The organism is Pseudomonas sp. CF161 (genome assembly GCF_000416215.1).
Taxonomy (GTDB): domain Bacteria; phylum Pseudomonadota; class Gammaproteobacteria; order Pseudomonadales; family Pseudomonadaceae; genus Aquipseudomonas.
Genome location: NZ_ATLP01000107.1, coordinates 23828 through 39562 on the forward strand (window position 1 = coordinate 23828; position 15735 = coordinate 39562).

At 60.0% G+C, this 15735-nt stretch carries 16 protein-coding genes; 4 read left to right on the forward strand and 12 right to left on the reverse strand.

The window, feature by feature from the left end; genetic code table 11:
* Nucleotides 1-1221 (forward strand): beta-ketoacyl-ACP synthase I, encoded by a 1221-nt coding sequence (fabB, locus tag CF161_RS23960; RefSeq protein ID WP_020299208.1) that lies wholly within the window; start codon nt 1-3, stop codon nt 1219-1221.
* A gap of 84 nt (nt 1222-1305) precedes the next feature.
* Here the strand turns inward: fabB and CF161_RS23965 are convergent, their stop codons facing one another.
* The 3 genes from CF161_RS23965 to CF161_RS23975 all read right to left on the reverse strand — a co-directional run bounded on the left by CF161_RS23965 (nt 1306) and on the right by CF161_RS23975 (nt 4647).
* The gene (locus CF161_RS23965) at nt 1306-2931 is read right to left on the reverse strand and encodes a methyl-accepting chemotaxis protein (RefSeq protein ID WP_020299209.1); all 1626 of its coding nucleotides are present in this window, start codon (nt 2929-2931) and stop codon (nt 1306-1308) included.
* A gap of 137 nt (nt 2932-3068) precedes the next feature.
* Nucleotides 3069-3533: a DUF3859 domain-containing protein gene (locus tag CF161_RS23970; RefSeq protein ID WP_020299210.1), complete on the reverse strand. Its 465-nt coding sequence runs from the start codon at nt 3531-3533 to the stop codon at nt 3069-3071.
* 106 nt (nt 3534-3639) lie between these two features.
* The gene (locus CF161_RS23975; RefSeq protein WP_020299211.1) at nt 3640-4647 is read right to left on the reverse strand and encodes an amidohydrolase family protein; all 1008 of its coding nucleotides are present in this window, start codon (nt 4645-4647) and stop codon (nt 3640-3642) included.
* A 146-nt stretch (nt 4648-4793) separates the two neighbouring features.
* On the opposite strand from CF161_RS23975, the gene CF161_RS23980 reads away from it, so the two are divergent.
* Together CF161_RS23980 and CF161_RS23985 are read left to right on the forward strand one after the other, a co-directional pair.
* Complete coding sequence (locus CF161_RS23980; protein ID WP_020299212.1) at nt 4794-5210, forward strand: OsmC family protein; 417 nt, start codon at nt 4794-4796, stop codon at nt 5208-5210.
* 63 nt (nt 5211-5273) lie between these two features.
* Nucleotides 5274-6146 carry a pirin family protein gene (locus CF161_RS23985; RefSeq protein ID WP_020299213.1) on the forward strand — a complete coding sequence of 291 codons (873 nt, stop codon included), beginning with the start codon at nt 5274-5276 and terminating at the stop codon, nt 6144-6146.
* Nucleotides 6147-6244: 98 nt separating this feature from the next.
* On the opposite strand, the gene CF161_RS23990 is transcribed toward CF161_RS23985, so the two are convergent.
* The 4 genes from CF161_RS23990 to CF161_RS24005 all read right to left on the reverse strand — a co-directional run bounded on the left by CF161_RS23990 (nt 6245) and on the right by CF161_RS24005 (nt 9962).
* Nucleotides 6245-6973, reverse strand: a complete 729-nt coding sequence (locus tag CF161_RS23990) for a dienelactone hydrolase family protein (protein WP_020299214.1) — start codon at nt 6971-6973, stop codon at nt 6245-6247.
* Between the two features lie 70 nt (nt 6974-7043).
* A complete protein-coding gene (htpG, locus tag CF161_RS23995) occupies nt 7044-8948 on the reverse strand; it encodes a molecular chaperone HtpG (RefSeq protein WP_020299215.1) in 1905 nt (634 codons plus the stop codon).
* An 88-nt stretch (nt 8949-9036) separates the two neighbouring features.
* Nucleotides 9037-9489 carry a PaaI family thioesterase gene (locus CF161_RS24000; RefSeq protein WP_020299216.1) on the reverse strand — a complete coding sequence of 151 codons (453 nt, stop codon included), beginning with the start codon at nt 9487-9489 and terminating at the stop codon, nt 9037-9039.
* The gene (locus CF161_RS24005) at nt 9486-9962 is read right to left on the reverse strand and encodes a PaaI family thioesterase (protein ID WP_020299217.1); all 477 of its coding nucleotides are present in this window, start codon (nt 9960-9962) and stop codon (nt 9486-9488) included. Before CF161_RS24005 ends, CF161_RS24000 begins: the two co-directional genes overlap by 4 nt.
* Before the next feature lie 158 nt (nt 9963-10120).
* Between CF161_RS24005 and CF161_RS24010 the strand changes: the two genes are divergently transcribed.
* Complete coding sequence (locus CF161_RS24010; protein WP_020299218.1) at nt 10121-10372, forward strand: hypothetical protein; 252 nt, start codon at nt 10121-10123, stop codon at nt 10370-10372.
* A 179-nt stretch (nt 10373-10551) separates the two neighbouring features.
* Here CF161_RS24010 and CF161_RS24015 read toward each other — a convergent pair whose 3' ends face one another.
* From CF161_RS24015 to sucC, 5 genes are all read right to left on the reverse strand, one after another.
* Nucleotides 10552-11010, reverse strand: coding sequence for a hypothetical protein (locus CF161_RS24015; RefSeq protein WP_020299219.1), 459 nt, complete (start codon nt 11008-11010; stop codon nt 10552-10554).
* A 37-nt stretch (nt 11011-11047) separates the two neighbouring features.
* Nucleotides 11048-11785, reverse strand: a complete 738-nt coding sequence (locus CF161_RS24020; RefSeq protein WP_020299220.1) for a DUF599 domain-containing protein — start codon at nt 11783-11785, stop codon at nt 11048-11050.
* Between the two features lie 176 nt (nt 11786-11961).
* On the reverse strand, nt 11962-13275 hold the full coding sequence (gene brnQ / locus CF161_RS24025) for a branched-chain amino acid transport system II carrier protein (protein WP_020299221.1): 1314 nt from the start codon (nt 13273-13275) through the stop codon (nt 11962-11964).
* 363 nt (nt 13276-13638) lie between these two features.
* Complete coding sequence (sucD, locus tag CF161_RS24030; protein WP_020299222.1) at nt 13639-14520, reverse strand: succinate--CoA ligase subunit alpha; 882 nt, start codon at nt 14518-14520, stop codon at nt 13639-13641.
* Nucleotides 14520-15686 (reverse strand): ADP-forming succinate--CoA ligase subunit beta, encoded by a 1167-nt coding sequence (gene sucC / locus CF161_RS24035; RefSeq protein WP_020299223.1) that lies wholly within the window; start codon nt 15684-15686, stop codon nt 14520-14522. The genes sucD and sucC overlap by 1 nt, the downstream gene beginning before the upstream one ends.
* Between the last annotated feature and the right edge of the window lie 49 nt (nt 15687-15735).

Here is a 15735-nt window from a genome sequence, read left to right on the forward strand (position 1 = left end):
ATGCGCCGCGTCGTTATCACAGGTCTTGGCATTGTTTCGTGCCTGGGCAATGACAAAGAGACCGTCTCCGCTAACCTGCGTGCAAGTCGCCCTGGCATCCGCTTCAACCCGGAATATGCCGAGATGGGTCTGCGTAGCCAGGTTTCCGGCTCCATTGACCTGCCCCTCGAAGAACTGATCGATCGCAAGATTTATCGCTTCGTCGGCCACGCGGCGGCTTACGCCTACCTGGCCATGAAAGACGCCATCACCGACTCCGGCCTGACCGAAGAGCAGGTTTCCAACCCGCGTACCGGCCTGATCGCCGGCTCCGGTGGCGCGTCGACCCTGAACCAGATGGAAGCGCTGGACATCCTGCGCGAAAAAGGCGTCAAGCGCGTTGGCCCATACCGCGTCACGCGGACCATGAGCAGCACCGTTTCCGCCTGCCTGGCCACCCCGTTCAAGATCAAGGGCCTGAACTACTCCATCGCTTCTGCCTGCGCCACCAGTGCTCACTGCATCGGTACCGCCATGGAACAGATCCAGATGGGCAAGCAGGACATCGTGTTTGCCGGCGGCGGTGAAGAAGAACATTGGAGCCAGTCGTTCCTATTCGACGCCATGGGCGCCCTGTCCAGCCAGTACAACGAAACCCCGGAAAAAGCCTCCCGCGCCTACGACGCCAAGCGTGACGGTTTCGTCATTGCCGGCGGTGGCGGCATGGTCGTGGTCGAGGAGCTGGAGCACGCTCTGGCTCGCGGCGCGAAGATCTACGCTGAAATCGTGGGCTACGGCGCAACGTCCGATGGCTACGACATGGTGGCTCCAAGCGGCGAAGGCGCCATCCGCTGCATGCAGATGGCCATGTCCACCGTTGACGCACCGATCGACTACCTGAACACCCACGGCACCTCGACTCCGGTCGGCGACGTTGCCGAAATGAAGGGCGTGCGTGAAGTGTTCGGCGACAAGGCTCCGGCCATCAGCTCCACCAAGAGCCTGTCCGGTCACTCCCTGGGCGCCGCCGGCGTTCACGAAGCGATCTACTGCATGCTGATGATGGAAGGCAACTTCATGGCCGGTTCGGCCAACATCGACGAACTGGATCCGGAAGTGGCCGATATGCCGATCCTGACCAAGACTCGCGAAAACGCCACCATCAACACCGTGATGAGCAACAGCTTCGGCTTCGGTGGCACCAACGCCACCCTGGTCCTGAAACGCTGGCAGGGCAAGTAAGCCTCGCAGCTTGGCTCCATGAAAAAGCCCCGACTGGTTCGGGGCTTTTTATGCCTGGGACAATGCCCTTTCCTGGGCCGCGACCTACACCGAGAAGCGCGCCACCATGCTGTTGAGGTCCACCGCCAGGCGCGACAGCTCCTGGCTTGCGGCACTGGTCTGGTTGGCGCCGGCCGACGTCTGCAACGCCAGATCCCGGATGTTCATCAGATTACGGTCCACTTCCCGGGCCACGGCCGCCTGCTCCTCCGATGCGCTAGCAATCACGATATTGCGCTCATTGATCAGGGTGAACGCCGAGGCGATCTCCTCCAGCGCCGTGCCAGCGGCCTTGGCCACTTCCAGGGTTGAGCGGGCACGGGTGTTGCTGTGCTGCATGGAACTGACAGCCTGGTCGGTGCCCTGCTGAATGCCGCCAATCATCTGTTCGATTTCCTGGGTCGACTGCTGGGTGCGATGGGCCAGGGCCCGCACCTCATCAGCCACCACCGCGAAACCGCGCCCGGCATCGCCAGCGCGCGCCGCCTCGATAGCCGCATTGAGCGCCAGCAGGTTGGTTTGCTCGGCGATCGAACGAATCACATCCAGCACCTTGCTGATGCCGTAGACCTTCTGCGCCAGATCTTCCACTTGTGAAGCATTGGCGGTCACATCCTCGGCCAGGGCCTCGATCGACAGCACCGTCTGATGTACCTGCTCGCGACCGTGCTGGGCAATCCGATCCGATTCTCGCGATGCCTCGGACGTGGCCACCGCATTGCTTGCCACCTCCTCCACCGCTGCCGTCATCTGGTTGACCGCCGTCGCCGCCTGCTCGATTTCCAGGCTCTGCTGGTGCAGGCCGCGGGTCGCATCCTCGGTCACGCAACTGAGTTCTTCCGAGGCGGACGCCAGTTGGCTGGAAGAGTCGGAAATCCGGCGGATGGTCTCGCGCAGGTTGTGCTGCATGGTTTTGAGTGCCTGCAACAGGCGCGCCGGTTCGTCCTTGCCGCTGATGGTGATATCCCCGGTAAGGTCGCCGCCCGCCACCACCTCGGCCACATTCAACGATTGCGAGAGCGGCAGCACGATACTGCGGGTCAGCAGCAGCGCCAGGGCGATGGTCACCAGCCCGGTCACCAGGATCATGCCGATCACCCACACCCGGGAGTTGCTGAATACCGCCCGCGCCAGTTCGGTGGCCTGGTTGGCGTTCAGCTTGTTCAAGGCCATCAGCTCGTTCAGGGTCAGGGTCATGTCGTCGGCCAGTTGGCTCATCTCGCCATTGACCACCGCCACCGCGTCCTCGACCCGGCCCTGGCCAGAGAACGCCATGACCTGGCTCTGGTGCTCAAGGTATTGGCGCTCGATCTGTTTGAAGCGATCAAACAGCACGCGCTCCGCGGGCAATACGATCAGCGCGGCATAGCGGTCCTGGGCGATGCTCAGGCCGCGCTTGATGTCATTGAGTTTGCCCTCGTTCTGGGCCAGGGCCTGGGGATCGCGATTGACCAGCAAGCGCATGGTCAGGGCCCGCAGGCGCAGCAGATCCTGATTCATCTCGCCAACCGCCATCACGCTGGGAAGCCAGTTGTTGTCAACCTCATCGGATTGCTGGCGCATGTTCGACATCTGCATCAGGGCGAACATCCCCAGGCCGAACACCATCAGCGCCAGCAAGCCAAAACCAAGGCCTGCACGCGGCGCGATATTGAGACTTCTGATACTCATCCTCTGGTTCCTTCCAAGAGCGCTGCATCCGCCATGCAGCTGGCTGCTTTAGAAGGTATCGGCCCTTGGAAATTTTGCGTAAGACAAAAACGTGATATCAAAACGCCCTAGCACTTCCATACCAGGGCTCAATCGATTCAGCGTACGGTAAAACGCTGCTGCGCCAGCAAACGATCGCCCTGGAACACCATAAAATGCCATTCGCCTGGTATCACTTCATGGCTTTCGGTGAATTCGTAGGCCATCACATCCTGCGGTGCTCCGGGCACCAGCTTCTGGGTGACTTCGAACTTGTCATGGCGCAGGCCGTCAGGGGTGCGGATCCCTGGCGTGAGGTAAAGCAGGGTCAGCGGCACGTCATCGGCCACTTTGCCCACCAGCGAATAACGCAGGCCGAACTTGCTGCCCAACTTGGCCGGGACCACTTCGGTCTGCTGGATTTTTTCGTTGCTGCGACGCAGCACGCGCTCGCCCGACTGCAACTCGGCCTTGGGCCCGCTGAACACGCCATATTCCACCGGGCCTTCGACACGGACTTCGGCACTGGCCAGGCCACTGAGCATCATCAGCGCGGCCAACGCGCTAAAACGGGTGAGGTGCATATCGCGCTCCTTGATTGAGATGGCGCGAGCCTATGACGCAGGCATGACAGGCTGATGACAGTCTGAGGCGCGCCTGGCGCACTCGCCTCTTCCCAAGCAGCGGCGCTCAGCGAGCCACGGTGCGGGGCAATATCGCCAGGAAGTTGTCCCGCGCCACCTTGTGCGCCACCTCCGGCGGCAAGGCATCGAGAAACGGCTCGAAACTACGCAACTCCTGGCCCAACTTGTTGAAACGCCCGACCACATCGGACCCCAGCATGAAGCGCTGCGGAAAGCGCTGGACCAGCGCCAGCCATTCAGGGCGGGGCTTGCCCTTGTCATCCAGCAGATAAGGCGTGAGCACGCTCCAGGACAGGTCCACGTACAGGTTGGGGTAGGCCTCGAGCATTCGCGCCAGGGTCGGCAGCAGAAAATCCAGCTGCACCTGGTGCCGATGAATCTCCGCACTGGTGCCGGCATGGGCCCAGATAAAACGCGTGTGGGGATGGTTGCGCAGCGGCTCTTCGACCTCCGCCAGATACAGCGGGTTGCGCTCGCGCTTGGAGGTGATATTGGAATGGAGCATCACCGGCAGATCGTTTTCCGCCGCCAGGTGATAGATGCGGGTCATGGCTTCGTTATTGGCCCGCGGCGTGTCGCCGGAGGTCAGCGCGGTCAGGTCGTCGTGGCGGGTGAAGACCTCGCCGATGCCCTGCCACAGGCCCGGGTTGAGATCGAGCATGCGCTGGATGTGGGCCGCGGAGTTTTTATCATTGGGGTTGAAACCCGCAAGAAACGGATGAAAGTGCTGGCGCTGCTCGGGCGTCAGCTTGTTGACCGCCGCCGCGACAATCACGTCAGTGGCGCTGTACCAGTAGGCATCGGCGTCATCGCCGGCGTAGTAACGCGGGCGCTTGGGTTCATCCTCATGCCATTTCTTGGCCACCGGAATTCCGGAAATCATCACATGCTCGATGCGATTGTCGGCCATGGCCTGGAGCAGCTTATCCATGCCTGCCGACTCCTGGAAAAAGTCCACGTAATGCAGGTGCGCATCGCTGTAGGCGTAGTCCCGGGCCTGGGTCAGGGCCGCGGGCAGCAGCAACAGCAGGGCAGTCAGGTGAGTCCAGTGCACGGGGCAATCTCCAGTCGTTCCGAGCAGGATAGACCCGCCCCGAGGCGCTGCGGTTCATAAAAAGGGGAACGCAGCGGCAGCGCAATGCTCTATAACTTCAGCACCTTTGAAGCCTGTCCTAGTTTCATCACTGCCTGAGGTTTGCCATGACCATTACCGTCAATACCGAGTCCAGCGAAGGTTTTCGCCACAGCATCCAGATCGATGACCATCAACTGTTTACCGACCTGCCCAAGACCCTGGGCGGCGAAGGTTCGGCTCCTGACCCGCACGACTACTTCGACGCGGCGCTGGGCGCCTGCAAAGCCCTGACCCTGAAGCTCTACGCCCACAAGAAGGGCATCCCGCTGACCGGGGTCACGGTGGAGGTCAAGCACGACAGCAGCCAGGAGCAAAAAGGCAAATACGCGCTGCACGTCAAGCTGACCCTCAAGGGCGTGCTGACCGACGCCCAGCGTGACGAGTTGCATCAGGTGGCGGATCGCTGCCCCGTGCACAAATTGATGACCACGACCGAGGTCAGCATCGAGACCCACCTCTCCGAAGGCGCCTTCAGCCAGTAGCGGCGCGGGCCTCAGCGGCGGGTTATGCTTTCGGGCATGACCCGCTCAGCCTGGAATGCCCCCATGCCCACATCGATCGTAATCCGTCCCCGCGCCGAGGACGTCGAAGGCCAACCCATCCTGCGCCCCCTGCCCTCGGCACAATGCCGCAGCGTCGGGCCTTTCGTGTTTTTCGACCATATGCTGAGCACCGCCTACCCGGCCGGCAGCGGCATGAATATCCGCCAGCACCCCCATATCGGCCTGTCCACCCTCACCTACCTGTTCGAAGGCCAGATCCAGCACAAGGACAGCCTCGGCTCAGACCAGCTCGTCAACCCGGGGGACGTCAGCTGGATGACCGCCGGCAGCGCCATCGCCCACGTCGAACGCACGCCCGACGCCTTGAAGCAGAGCGGCTTCCGTCTGCACGGGCTGCAAGTCTGGCTGGCCTCGCCCAAGGAGCATGAGCAGGGCCCCGGGCATTACAGCCATCACCCGGCCGCCAGCCTGCCGGTCAGCGAGGTGCTGGGGGTGAAGATCCGCATGATTGCCGGCAGCGGCTTTTGCCTGGAATCCCCGGTGCCAGTGCTCTCCCCGACCCTGTATGCCGAGGTGCAGCTGCAAACGGCAACCAGCCTGCTGATCCCGGCCGAACATCAGGAACGCGCGCTGTATGTGCTGGATGGCGATGCCGAACTGGATGGCGAAGCGGTGCAACCCCACACGCTGATCGTGCTTGAACCCGGGCAAAGCGCGACGCTCTGCGCCCAGAGTGACTGCCATGGGGTGATTCTGGGCGGTGCGCCGCTGGACGGGCCAAGGCGCATCAATTGGAACTTCGTTGCCAGTGACCCGGCACGCATCGATGAAGCTCGCCAACGTTGGGCGGCCGGCGACTGGCCACAGGTACCGGGAGAAAGCGAGCGCATCGAATTGCCGCCGAGCAGGCGCTGATCCTGCTCCATTCACCGCCAGCCCGGGATGCAAGGGCGCTCCCCGGGCAAAAAAGCCCAAGCCGGCAAACCGAGGGCTTGCCGGCGCTCGCTCAGGCGTCAGGCCTTGAACACTTCATCCAGCAGGTTATGCATTGAGGTGAAGGCGCGGCTGGCGGTCTTGGCGTCGTACATCATCTTGCCCGGCACGTTGGCATGCAGATCGGTGAAGGAATGCACCGCACCACCGTAACTGAGCAATTGCCAATCGACGCCTGCGGCATCCATTTCCGCCTCGAAGGCCGGCAGTTGCTCCTTCGGCACCAGCGGATCGGCTGCGCCATGCAGCACCAGCACCGAACCCTTGATGTTGTTGGCGTCCGCCGGGTTCGGCGTATCCAGGGTGCCGTGGAACGAAACCGCGGCCTTCAGCGGCGCACCGGTGCGGGCCAGCTCCAGCGAGCAGCAGCCACCAAAACAGAAACCAAAGGTCGCCAGCCTGGAGCTGTCCACCGCCGCCTCGCCCTGGCTCTGCAAGGCTTCAAAGGCGGCCTGCATGCGTTTGCGCAACAGAGCGCGGTCATTCTTCAGCGGCATCATCGCGGCGCCGGCTTCGTCACCGTTGCTCGGCCGCACTGCCTGCCCGTACAAGTCAGCCACCAGCACCACGTAGCCCTTGGCGGCCACCGCTTCGGCGATCTGCTCGGCACCGGCGCTGACGCCCATCCAGTTCGGCGCCATCAACAGGCCCGGTCGCGCGCCCTTATGGCTGGCGTCGAATGCCAGCCGGCTTTCATAAGACTGGCCATCGACCTGATAGACCACGGAACGCAGAGTGACTTGGCTCATTAATCATGTTCTCCAGCTGAGAGGACGAGAATGAAAAAACCCGCCGAAGCGGGTTTTTCTTGCAACGCAGTTAAACCGACAGTTCAACCAACAGCTTGTTCAGTCGACGGACATAGGCCGCCGGGTCTTTCAGGCTGTCGCCGGCAGCCAGGGCTGCCTGGTCGAAGAGGATGTGCGACAAGTCGCCAAAACGCTCTTCGCTCTGCTCGCCGTCGAGTTTCTCGATCAGCGGGTGAGCCGGGTTGAATTCGAAGATCGGCTTGGAATCCGGAACCTTCTGACCGCTGGCTTCGAGGATCTGCCGCATCTGCAGGCCCAGGTCCTGCTCACCGATGGCCAGGATCGCCGGAGAATCGGTCAGACGGTGGGAAACCCGCACTTCGCTGACGGCATCGCCCAGCGCAGTCTTGATACGCTCAACCAGGCCTTCTTTGGCCTTGGCCACTTCTTCGGCTTCTTTCTTCTCTTCTTCGGAGTCCAGGTTGCCCAGGTCCAGGTCGCCACGCGCCACGTCGACAAAGCTCTTGCCGTCGAAGTCGTTGAGGTAGCTCATCAGCCACTCGTCGATGCGGTCGGTCAGCAGCAGCACTTCGATGCCTTTCTTGCGGAAGACTTCCAGGTGCGGGCTGTTTTTGACCTGGGCGTAGGTCTCGCCGGTCAGGTAGTAGATCTTGTCCTGACCTTCCTTGGCGCGAGCCAGGTATTCGGCCAGGGACACCACTTGCTCCCCTTCTTCACCCTGGGTGGAGGCGAAGCGCAGCAGGCCGGCGATTTTTTCCTTGTTGGCGAAATCTTCAGCCGGGCCTTCTTTCATCACCTGGCCGAAGTTTTTCCAGAAGCCCTTGTATTGCTCAGGCTCGTTCTTCGCCAGTTTTTCCAGCATGTCCAGCACGCGCTTGGTCAGTGCGGACTTCATGGAGTCGATGATCGGGTCTTTCTGCAGGATTTCCCGCGACACGTTCAGCGACAGGTCGTTGGAGTCGACCACGCCCTTGATGAAACGCAGGTACAGCGGCAGGAAGGATTCCGCCTGGTCCATGACGAACACACGCTGCACGTACAGCTTCAGGCCTTTGGGCGCTTCACGCTGGTACAGATCGAACGGAGCACGTGCCGGTACGTAGAGCAGCGAGCTGTATTCCAGCTTGCCTTCGACCTTGTTGTGGCTCCAGCTCAGCGGGTTCTCGTAGTCGTGGGCGATATGCTTGTAGAACTCCTGATATTCCTCGTCCTTCACCTCGGTGCGAGGACGGGTCCACAGGGCGCTGGCGCGGTTGACCACTTCCCATTCCTGGGCAGGCTTGTCTTCGCCTTCGGCGGCTGCCTGTTCTTTCGGCAGTTCGATCGGCAGCGCGATATGGTCGGAGTATTTCTTGATGATGTTGCGCAGGCGGTAACCGTCGGCGAATTCATCTTCACCGGATTTCAGGTGCAGCACGATGCGGGTACCACGGTCGGCCTTGTCGAGGGTGGCGATTTCAAATTCGCCCTCACCCTTGGACGACCAGTGCACGCCTTCGCTGGCGTCTAGGCCCGCGCGACGGCTGAACACTTCAACTTTGTCGGCGACGATAAAGGCCGAGTAGAAGCCCACACCGAATTGGCCGATCAGGTGCGAATCTTTTTTCTGGTCGCCCGACAGGTTCTTCATAAAGTCTGCGGTGCCGGACTTAGCGATGGTGCCCAGATGGGTGATCGCGTCTTCACGGCTCATGCCGATGCCGTTGTCTTCGAGGGTGACGGTCTTGGCGTCTTTATCGAAACTCACACGGATCTTCAGCTCCGAGCCACCTTCCAGCAACTCGGGCTTGGACAGGGCTTCAAAGCGCAATTTGTCGACTGCGTCAGAGGCGTTCGAGATCAATTCGCGAAGGAAGATTTCCTTGTTGGAATACAGCGAATGGATCATGAGGTGCAGCAGTTGCTTCACCTCGGTCTGGAAGCCCAGGGTTTCTTTTTGAGTTTCCACACTCATGGTCATCAAACTCCAATCAGATGGCATAAGCCGTGCCTACGGGGCTAACGGCGGGATGTCATCAAAGTTGGGGGCTGTGGCCGGGATTTCAAGGGCTGGGGCTTTCTTCAATCTTGAAATGTGCCCGCGCCGTGGCGATGGGCTCTGCCTGGGTGCTTTGCCAGGCGGTAATCGCGACGTTGGCCACCCGTCGGCCTTGGCGGCACACTTGGCATTTGGCGTAGGTATCGCGAAATTGCCCGGCCCGCAGGTAGTCCAGGGAGAAGTCGATAATCTTCGGCACCCCGGGCGAGCCGGTGAAAACCAACAGGTGCAAGGCAGCGGCCAACTCCATGAAGCCCGCAATCACTCCGCCGTGAATCGCCGGCAGCAAGGGGTTGCCGATGTTGTCTTTGTTGGCCGGCAGGCGAAACAGCAATTCGTCGCCCAGGCGCGAACACTCGATGCCGATCAGTTTGGCGTAGGGAATCAAGTGCAGCAGCGACGCATAGTCGCCCTGCTCATGGGCGGTTTGCAGTTGTTCCTTGAAGTCGTCGCTCATGCTGCACCGTCCTTGATCGCGCTGGTGAAGCCCCGGGTTCCCTTGAGTCCCTTGCCCATGCGCATGAAAGTGCCGACGGCATGGGCCACCGGTTGTTCGGGGTCGTCCTGATAGGCAAAGCCGCGGGTGAAGATCACGTCACGGGTCACCCGGTAGCACTGGGCGAAGCCATACACCGGCTTGTGCGGCTCGGCGGGGTGCATGTAATCGACGCGCAGGTCGAGGGTCGGGCAGACCTCGAACTCCGGCAGCACACAGAGGATGGCCATGCCGCAGGCGGTGTCCATCAATGAGGTCAGTGCGCCACCGTGAATCACCCCGGTTTGCGGATTGCCGACAATCTGCGGGCTGTAGGGCAGGGTCACGGTAATGCCGTCCGTCGAGGCGCTGTGCACGCACATCCCCAGGACCTGGCAGTGCCGCAACGCCGAAAGAAATCGCGTCGCACGCTCAAAAATGGGGTTTTGCGCCATGGGCTGAACTCTCTTTTAATGTCGAAACTTGGCAATTGGTGGGGGCTGTAAAAGTTCCCTGCGCTGAGCACTTAATATATCTGTGAGTCTCAAGGAACTTAACCTGTTGGGCTGTGTTCGAAAGGCCAGAAGATATCTTCACTAAGGAGAAACACCCCATGCGTAAGACTTTAGCTATTGCCTTGATGTTGACCGCTTCCCTCGGTCTCGCTGCCTGCGATAAAAAATCCGAGGACAAAGCTCAAGATGCCAACCAACATGCTGAGCAAGCCCAACAGAAAATGAACGAAGCTCAGAATAAGGTGAACGAGGCGGCAAAAGAAAACGCCGAAGCTGCCAAAGATCAGGCTGAATCGAATAAGGCTGCTGCTCAAGAAGCCGCTCCGGAAGCTGCACCTAAAACCAACTAATACGGTTTTAGAGCAACAAAAAAACCCGCTTAGTGCGGGTTTTTTTATGGGTCAAGTTATCCAGTGGCGCCACTGCAAAGATTGCTTCATTGCAAGTTGATACAGCGACGACTAATGCCGATCGATAACACCAGTAAAACGATTCAGTCACCCTCCCCGCCAACTAATGGCGACCAGGCCTATCGCGGAACAAATACCTCATCGGCCTGGGGTTCGACCTGTAACGGAACATCCACCGTGGAATGCTCGGCAACCTTATAAGTTAAGTGGCTGCCCGCCGGGAGCAGGCGCACAGGAAATTCATAACGCCTGTCGAAAGGCCCTTCCCAATGCCTGGCCTGGTAACCCGGGGCCACGATGCTCACGAAGCACGGCCGCTTGCTATCCAGTGGCGAGCGCCCTGCCAGGAAGTTCACCACCTCCCAATCGGTTTTCTCGGCGACATGAAAAGCACCGTCATCACCCGTCACCCGCCTGACCCCGCAAAAGTTCACCTGCGCCTGGGCGATGGGCTCAGCCGTCAGGGCGTCCACCACCACGGCGGAACCTTCACCATTGAGGTACAAGGTCTGAACTCGGCATCCCGGCAACACCAGCACACATAAAAGCAGCAGCTTGAAGGCACTCGACTGCGTCATCGGCAACATCCTGTTTAGCTGAATATGAAAACCCGCGTCAGCCTGCGTCCTTGGCGGACTCCGCAAGCGGCGCCTCGGTCGGGGTATAGACCATAACGTCGAGCACATCGGAATGGAACTCACGCCGATAGAGCACAAACACCACCCCGGCACTCATCAGCATGAACAGCCAGGGGCTGACGAACCAGGCCAGCATGGTCATGCCGAAGTAATAGGAGCGCAGGCCGAAGTTGAACTGGTTGGCGGCCATGGAGATCACCCGTGCGGCCCGCGAGGCGAATGCCTTGCGCTCCTGCTCGGAGACATGCCGCTCACCGATCATCGGTGCCGAGCCCACCAGGATCGCGGCAAAGTTGTATTGGCGCATGCACCAACTGAAAGTGAAGAAGGCATAGACAAACACCAGCGCCAGGCACAGCAGCTTGATCTCCGACATACCCTGGGACGCCTGCTGGACCATGGGAATGTCCGCCAGCAGCGACACTGCACGTTCAGACGCGCCCAGCACAGTGAGGATGCCCGCCAGGATAATCAGGGTGCTGGAAGCGAAGAACGAGGCGTTGCGCTCAAGGTTGCCGATCACGCTGGCGTCGGCGATGCGGTTGTCACGCAGCAGCATCCGCCGCATCCAGTCTTCGCGGTACAAATGCAGCACGCTGGCCAGGCACGCCGTATCGCGCCCCTTCCAGGTGGCGTAGCGGGTGTAGCCGCCCCAGCAGATGGCAAACCACAGGGCCGCAAGAATATGGATCAGGTTGGCTTGAACAAACGACATGCATTTCCCTACAAGAGCGTTGGCAGAAGGTAAGAACAGACCCGAACTGCTTCGACGCTGCACCTGAGAAAAAGACACCCTGCACCGCCCATAAAAAATGCCCCGCATCGATGGATGCGGGGCATGTTCATTCCTGCGCCGGGGTCGCTCGTGGCAACCCGGCCATCAAGGGGGGCTCAGGCCAGGGCGTCGCTGCGCTTACCCAGCAGGCGATCGCACAAGAAGGCGAACACCAGAACGCTGAATGCAGGCACCAGCCAGGCCAGGCCTTGCGCGCTCAGCGGCATATCGGACAATGCCGGCGGAATCTTGTGCGCCCACGGCGTGCCCTTGAGCGCGTCAATCACGCCCACCACAAACGCCACCAGCATCACCGGTCCGACAATGCGCCGCTCCTCATACCAGAAGTCCTTGCAGAAGCTCAGGGCCACCAGAACGATGCACGGCGGGTAGATCGCGGTCAGCACCGGGATCGAGAACGCAATCAGCTTGGTCAGGCCCAGGTTGGACACCACCAGCGAGAACAGCGCGAGGATCACCACCAGGGTCTTGTAGGAGAGCGGCAGGATCCGGCTGAAGTACTCGGCGCAGGCGCAGGTCAGGCCGACCGCAGTCACCAGGCACGCCAGGGAGATCAGCACCGCAAGGAAGCCGCTGCCCAGGGAGCCGAAGGTGTGCTGCACATAAGCGTGCAATACCGCGGCGCCGTTGCTGGCACCCGCCGCCACTTCATGGCTGCCCGCACCCAGGCGGAACAGGCTGATGTACACCAATGCCAGCCCCACCCCGGCGATCAGGCCGGCGATGATTGCGTAGCGGGTGATCAGGCGTGGCGACTCGATACCGCGAGAACGGATGGCGTTGACGATAACGATGCCGAACACCAGTGCACCCAGGGTATCCATGGTCAGGTAGCCATTGACGAAGCCTTGGGAGAACGGCGCGGCGACGTACTCCGGGGTAGCAACCCCGATATCACCGGCAGGCAAGGCGAATGCAGCGATACCCAGTACCGCCAGGGCGATGATTTTCAACGGTGCCAGGAAGCGCCCAACGGTATCCAGCAAGCGACCTGGGTACAGGGAGACGAAAAACACCAGGAGGAAATACACCGAACTGTAAAGGAACAGCGCCAGCGGGCTTTCACCCGTCAATGGCGCCAGGCCCACTTCAAAGGACACGGTGGCGGTCCGCGGCGTCGCGAACAACGGCCCTACCGCCAGATAAGCCGATGCCGCCAGCAGGCCACCGGCGATCTTGCCGATCGGGCTGCTCAGCGTATCCATCGCACCGCCGACCTTGGCCAGGGCTACGACTGTGACCACCGGCAGACCGACTGCCGTAATCAGGAAACCCAGCGCCGCCATCCAGACATGAGGCCCGGACTGCAAACCGACGATAGGCGGGAAGATGATGTTGCCAGCCCCGACGAACAGGGCGAACGTCATAAATCCAAGTGCCAGAATGTCCTGGCCTTTCAACACTTTCATTAAGGAAATACCACACTACTGAATCGGAATTTAGAGAGGGATTTCCCTTATGGGTGAGGGAAATGCTGTCAGTCCGTATAAGACTGACCCGTTTAGCGCGCAGCATCCTTATGGGACGCAGACGCAAAAAGAGGCGGCTAGATTACAGATTTCACAAGACAAGCGCACCGTTAGAGGGCGAACTATCTGATAAGCGACATTCTCGTGTCGCGTTTTTGAAAGAAAAGCAGCCATAAGCGGCAAGCAACAACCTTGGGCTTCAAGCTTGCAGCTACAAACTTGCCGCGTGTAGCTGCCCCTAAAACAACAAAAGCCACCCGAAGGTGGCTTTTGTCGTATTGGGGTTTCAGCTAAGCGCGAGGCTTACTTGATAGCCCAACCGGTCAGCTCGGACAGCGCCTTGCCGATGTCTGCCAGCGAACGCACGGTTTTCACGCCTGCGTCTTCCAGGGCAGCAAACTTCTCGTCTGCAGTGCCCTTGCCGCCGGAGATGATTGCGCCAGCATGGCCCATGCGCTTGCCCGCAGGGGCAGTCACACCAGCGATGTAGGAAACAACCGGCTTGGTCACGTTGGCCTTGATGTAGGCAGCAGCTTCTTCTTCAGCCGAACCGCCGATCTCGCCGATCATGACGATCGCTTCGGTCTTCGGGTCTTCCTGGAACAGCTTCAGGATGTCGATGAAGTTCGAGCCTGGGATCGGGTCACCGCCGATGCCGACGCAAGTCGACTGACCGAAACCGGCGTCAGTGGTCTGCTTCACAGCTTCGTAGGTCAGGGTGCCGGAACGGGAAACGATACCGACCTTGCCTGGCAAGTGAATGTGACCTGGCATGATGCCGATCTTGCATTCGCCTGGAGTGATCACGCCTGGGCAGTTAGGGCCGATCAGGACTACGCCCAGCTCGTCGCACTTAACTTTAGCGTCCAGCATGTCCAGGGTAGGAATGCCTTCGGTGATGCAAACGATCAGCTTGATGCCGCCGAATGCTGCTTCCAGGATGGAGTCCTTGCAGAAAGGAGCTGGAACGTAGATCACGCTGGCGGTGGCGCCAGTGGCAGCTACAGCGTCTTTCACGGTGTTGAACACTGGCAGACCCAGGTGTTCGGTGCCGCCTTTACCAGGAGTTACACCACCAACCATCTTGGTGCCGTATTCCAGAGCTTGCTGGGTGTGGAAACTACCTTGCGAACCGGTAATACCCTGGCAGATAACTTTGGTGTCTTTATTGATCAGGACGCTCATTATTTGCCCTCCGCAGCTTTGACAACTTGTTGAGCAGCGTCGGTCAGGCTGGTAGCAGCGATAATGTTCAAGCCGCTTTCTGCCAGTACTTTAGCGCCCAGTTCAGCGTTGTTACCTTCAAGGCGAACAACAACCGGGATTTTCACGCCGACTTCTTTCACTGCACCGATGATGCCTTCGGCAATCATGTCGCAACGAACGATGCCGCCGAAGATGTTGACCAATACTGCAGCGACGTTGGTGTCGGACAGGATGATCTTGAACGCTTCGGTAACGCGTTCCTTGGTAGCGCCACCACCTACGTCGAGGAAGTTGGCTGGTTTGCCGCCATGCAGGTTGACGATGTCCATGGTACCCATGGCCAGGCCAGCACCGTTGACCATGCAACCGATGTTACCTTCCAGGGCTACGTAGTTCAGTTCGAACTTGGCAGCGTGCGCTTCGCGCGGATCGTCTTGCGACGGATCGTGGAAAGTCTTCAGCTTAGGCTGACGGTACATGGCGTTGGCGTCGATGTTGATCTTGGCATCGAGGCAATGCAGATCGCCGTCAGCCTTGATCACCAGCGGGTTCACTTCCAGCAGAGCCAGATCGTGGTCCTGGAACAGCTTGGCCAGGCCTACGAAAATCTTGGCGAACTGAGTGACTTGCTTGCCTTCCAGGCCCAGCTGGAATGCCAGCTCGCGACCCTGGAATGGCTGAGCGCCAACCAGTGGATCGATAGTGGCCTTGAGGATTTTCTCAGGGGTATCGTGAGCGATTTTCTCGATGTCCACGCCACCTTCGGTGGAAGCCATGAACACGATGCGACGGCTCGAACGGTCAACGACAGCGCCCAGGTACAGCTCTTTAGCGATATCAGTGCACGATTCAACCAGGATCTTGGTGACAGGCTGACCATTGGCGTCAGTCTGGTAAGTCACCAGACGCTTGCCCAACCACTGCTGAGCGAATGCTTTAGCGTCTTCTTTGCTGCGAACCAGCTTAACGCCGCCCGCTTTACCGCGACCGCCTGCGTGAACCTGGGCTTTGACAACCCACTCGGTGCCGCCGATCTTGTCGCAAGCTTCTGCTGCTGCTTCGGGGGTGTCTACCGCGTAGCCTTTGGATACTGGCAGGCCGTACTCAGCGAACAGCTGCTTACCCTGATACTCGTGAAGATTCATGCTTTTTACCGTCTTCGTTAGGTACTGCGCATTCGGCGCTGCACTGTTG

Bases quoted from the DNA above. Each gene is read 5' to 3' on its own strand.
- fabB (WP_020299208.1), top strand. From the start codon at position 1: ATGCGCCGCGTCGTTATCACAGGTCTTGGCATTGTTTCGTGCCTGGGC.
- CF161_RS23965 (WP_020299209.1), bottom strand. From the start codon at position 2,931: ATGAGTATCAGAAGTCTCAATATCGCGCCGCGTGCAGGCCTTGGTTTT.
- CF161_RS23970 (WP_020299210.1), bottom strand. From the start codon at position 3,533: ATGCACCTCACCCGTTTTAGCGCGTTGGCCGCGCTGATGATGCTCAGT.
- CF161_RS23980 (WP_020299212.1), top strand. From the start codon at position 4,794: ATGACCATTACCGTCAATACCGAGTCCAGCGAAGGTTTTCGCCACAGC.
- CF161_RS23985 (WP_020299213.1), top strand. From the start codon at position 5,274: ATGCCCACATCGATCGTAATCCGTCCCCGCGCCGAGGACGTCGAAGGC.
- CF161_RS23990 (WP_020299214.1), bottom strand. From the start codon at position 6,973: ATGAGCCAAGTCACTCTGCGTTCCGTGGTCTATCAGGTCGATGGCCAG.
- htpG (WP_020299215.1), bottom strand. From the start codon at position 8,948: ATGAGTGTGGAAACTCAAAAAGAAACCCTGGGCTTCCAGACCGAGGTG.
- CF161_RS24000 (WP_020299216.1), bottom strand. From the start codon at position 9,489: ATGAGCGACGACTTCAAGGAACAACTGCAAACCGCCCATGAGCAGGGC.
- CF161_RS24005 (WP_020299217.1), bottom strand. From the start codon at position 9,962: ATGGCGCAAAACCCCATTTTTGAGCGTGCGACGCGATTTCTTTCGGCG.
- CF161_RS24010 (WP_020299218.1), top strand. From the start codon at position 10,121: ATGCGTAAGACTTTAGCTATTGCCTTGATGTTGACCGCTTCCCTCGGT.
- CF161_RS24015 (WP_020299219.1), bottom strand. From the start codon at position 11,010: ATGACGCAGTCGAGTGCCTTCAAGCTGCTGCTTTTATGTGTGCTGGTG.
- CF161_RS24020 (WP_020299220.1), bottom strand. From the start codon at position 11,785: ATGTCGTTTGTTCAAGCCAACCTGATCCATATTCTTGCGGCCCTGTGG.
- brnQ (WP_020299221.1), bottom strand. From the start codon at position 13,275: ATGAAAGTGTTGAAAGGCCAGGACATTCTGGCACTTGGATTTATGACG.
- sucD (WP_020299222.1), bottom strand. From the start codon at position 14,520: ATGAGCGTCCTGATCAATAAAGACACCAAAGTTATCTGCCAGGGTATT.
- sucC (WP_020299223.1), bottom strand. From the start codon at position 15,686: ATGAATCTTCACGAGTATCAGGGTAAGCAGCTGTTCGCTGAGTACGGC.